Below are 2,463 nucleotides of genomic sequence, written 5' to 3'. Positions count from 1 at the left end.
TGCGGGTGATGACGGTGCCGGGACGTATGTGCCGCTCAGGTGCCCACAACCGTCATGGAATCAGAACACCGGCGTCCGCTCAGGCGGACACCGTGCAGTCGAACGCGTGCAGGTAGGGGTTGACCGGCCGGATGTCGCCGACGGTCAGACCGCCGGCCCGCAGCCGCGCGACCATGCTGTCGGTGGTGTGCTTGGCCCCGCCGACGTTCAGCAGCAGCAGCAGGTCCATCGCGGTGCTGAACCTCATCGACGGGGTGTCGTCGACGAGGTTCTCGATGACCACGACCCGGGTGCCGGGACCGCCCGCCTCGACCACGTTGCGCAGCAGCCTGGAGGTGGACTCGTCGTCCCACTCCAGGATGTTCTTGATGATGTAGACGTCGGCCTCGACCGGCACGGACACCCGCACGTCGCCGGGCACGATCGTGGTCCGGTCGGCGAGATCGCCGCCCGGGCGGAGCCGCGGCACCGCGTTCTCCACGACCCGCGGCAGGTCGAGCAGGTAGCCGCGCATCGACGGGTACTTGTCCAGCAGGCTCGCCACGACGTGCCCCTGGCCGCCGCCGAGGTCCGCCACCGATCTGCTGCCGGACAGGTCCAGCAGCGCGGCCACGTCGCGCGCGGACTGCTCGCTGGAGGTGGTCATCGCGCGGTTGAAGACGTCGGCCGACTCCGGGGCGTCCTCGTTGAGGTAGACGAAGAACTCCTTGCCGTAGAGGTCCTCCACGACGTTCCTGCCGGAGCGCACCGCCTCGTCCAGCCTCGGCCAGGCGTCCCAGGTCCACGGCTCGGTGCACCACAGGGAGATGTACCGCAGGCTGTTCGGGTCGTCCTCGCGCAGCAGCCGGGACATCTCGGTGTGGGCGAACGTCCCGTCGGGCCGCTCGGCGAAGACGCCGTGGCAGGACAGGGCGCGCAGCAGCCGGCGCAGCGGCTTGGGCTCGCACTTCACCGCGGCGGCGAGGTCCTCCACGGTCATGGGGGCGTCCCCGAGTGCGTCCGCGACGCCCAGCCGGGCGGCCGCGCGGACGGCGGCGGCACAGGCCGCCCCGAACACGAGCTCTCTCAGCCGCATCGACGGCGGCGGGGGTGGGGGCGCCCCCTGCTCGTGAGGAGCCGAGAGCCCGGGGGATGGTGCGGTCATGTGCCGCCTTCCTTCCTTGCGTGGGTGGGGTGGGGCCCTGGGATCAGCACAGCCCCGCGGGCTTGGAGGCCCGGCAGGAGTTGCCGTCGAAGGCGTTGCCGTTCTTGGCGGCCTCCTGGTTCACCAGGTCCGCCGGGGAGTTGTTCTCCAGGTGGTTGCCGGTGATCCGGTTCCGCTCGCTCGTGGCGCCCACGAAGCTCTTGAACAGGACGATGCCGCCCGACAGGGGGGACTTGCCCGAGTGGCCGGTGATCACGTTCCGCGTCACCGTGGCCTGCTCGGTGCCGGTCAGCACGATGCCGGTGCCCTGCAGGTACGGCAGCCGGGGGGTCTTCGCGCAGTACTTGTTGTTCCGCTCGAGACGGTTGTAGGCGACGGTCAGGGCGCCCGCCCGCGGCTTGTTCTCGTCGCCGACGACGAAGACGCCGGCGCAGTTGCCGGTGAGGTAGTTGCTCGTGACGGCGAGGTTGCGCAGCCGGCGGACGGTGATGCCGATCCGGTTGTCCTCGAGGTGGTTGCGGTCGATCACCGCGCCCTTGCTGTCCTTGGCCCCTTCCTCCGCCGTGACGCTGTTGGCCAGGAACAGGCCCGCGTCCTTGTTGCCCCGGGCGGTGTTGTCGCGCAGGACACCGCGGGTGGACCGCTCCTGGGCGATGCCCCACTGCCCGTTGTCGTCGGCGATCACCTTCCGCACGGTCAGGCGGTCGGTGTCCGCGGCCCACAGGCCGGTCCTGGCGAAGCCGGTCACCTTCAGGGAGGTGACGGTGACGTCCCGGACCGCCTTGGCCTTCTGCCCGAGGACGCAGATGCCGTTGCCCTGCGCGAGACAGCCGGCGGGGGCCTTCTTGGCGGCCGCGGTGACGGCGGTCTTCGCGGGCGGCTTGATCACCGTGCGGTCGCCCGCACCGCGCAGCGTCAGGCCGGACGTGCGCACCGTGACGCTCTCGTGGTAGGTGCCGGCCAGCACGCGCACCGTGTCTCCGGACCGTGCGGCGTCCACCGCTTTCTGGATCGACTCTCCCGGATGCACCACGAGGGTCCGGGGCGCGGCCGATGCCGGGGCGGTCCCGGAGAGCGCGCCGAGGAGGGCCGTGGTGCATGCGAGGTACGTAATTTGGCGTTTTGTCACACCCTGAAGGCTAGGAGCGCATCAGCCGATCACCCTCCGATGCTCCGTTCGGCGGCGTGTCACCCGGGGCGGCCGGGGCCCGCTTGAACGGCATCTCGAACATCACGGAGAACAGCCGGGCCCCGAGCACGGAGACCGGCAGCGCCACGATGAGCGTGAACCAGAACGTGGGCAGGCCGGGTGCGACGAG

Annotated in this window: 2 protein-coding genes and 1 pseudogene; all 3 read right to left on the bottom strand. The window is 70.8% G+C overall.

Features of this window, described 5'->3' with window-relative positions; genetic code table 11:
- Nucleotides 1–79: 79 nt before the first annotated feature.
- Nucleotides 80–1,144, bottom strand: a complete 1,065-nt coding sequence (locus ABZ261_RS29450) for a methyltransferase (protein WP_356864380.1) — start codon at nucleotides 1,142–1,144, stop codon at nucleotides 80–82.
- 43 nt (nucleotides 1,145–1,187) lie between these two features.
- Nucleotides 1,188–2,273 (bottom strand): right-handed parallel beta-helix repeat-containing protein, encoded by a 1,086-nt coding sequence (locus tag ABZ261_RS29445; RefSeq protein ID WP_356864378.1) that lies wholly within the window; start codon nucleotides 2,271–2,273, stop codon nucleotides 1,188–1,190.
- A gap of 10 nt (nucleotides 2,274–2,283) precedes the next feature.
- Nucleotides 2,284–2,463 (bottom strand): annotated as a pseudogene (locus tag ABZ261_RS29440) (hypothetical protein); the annotation flags it as partial.

Source organism: Streptomyces sp. NPDC006193, assembly GCF_040613915.1.
Classification (GTDB): Bacteria; Actinomycetota; Actinomycetes; order Streptomycetales; family Streptomycetaceae; genus Streptomyces.
Note: the sequence above shows the minus strand (reverse complement) of the source record. Positions and strands in the feature narration are given on the sequence as shown.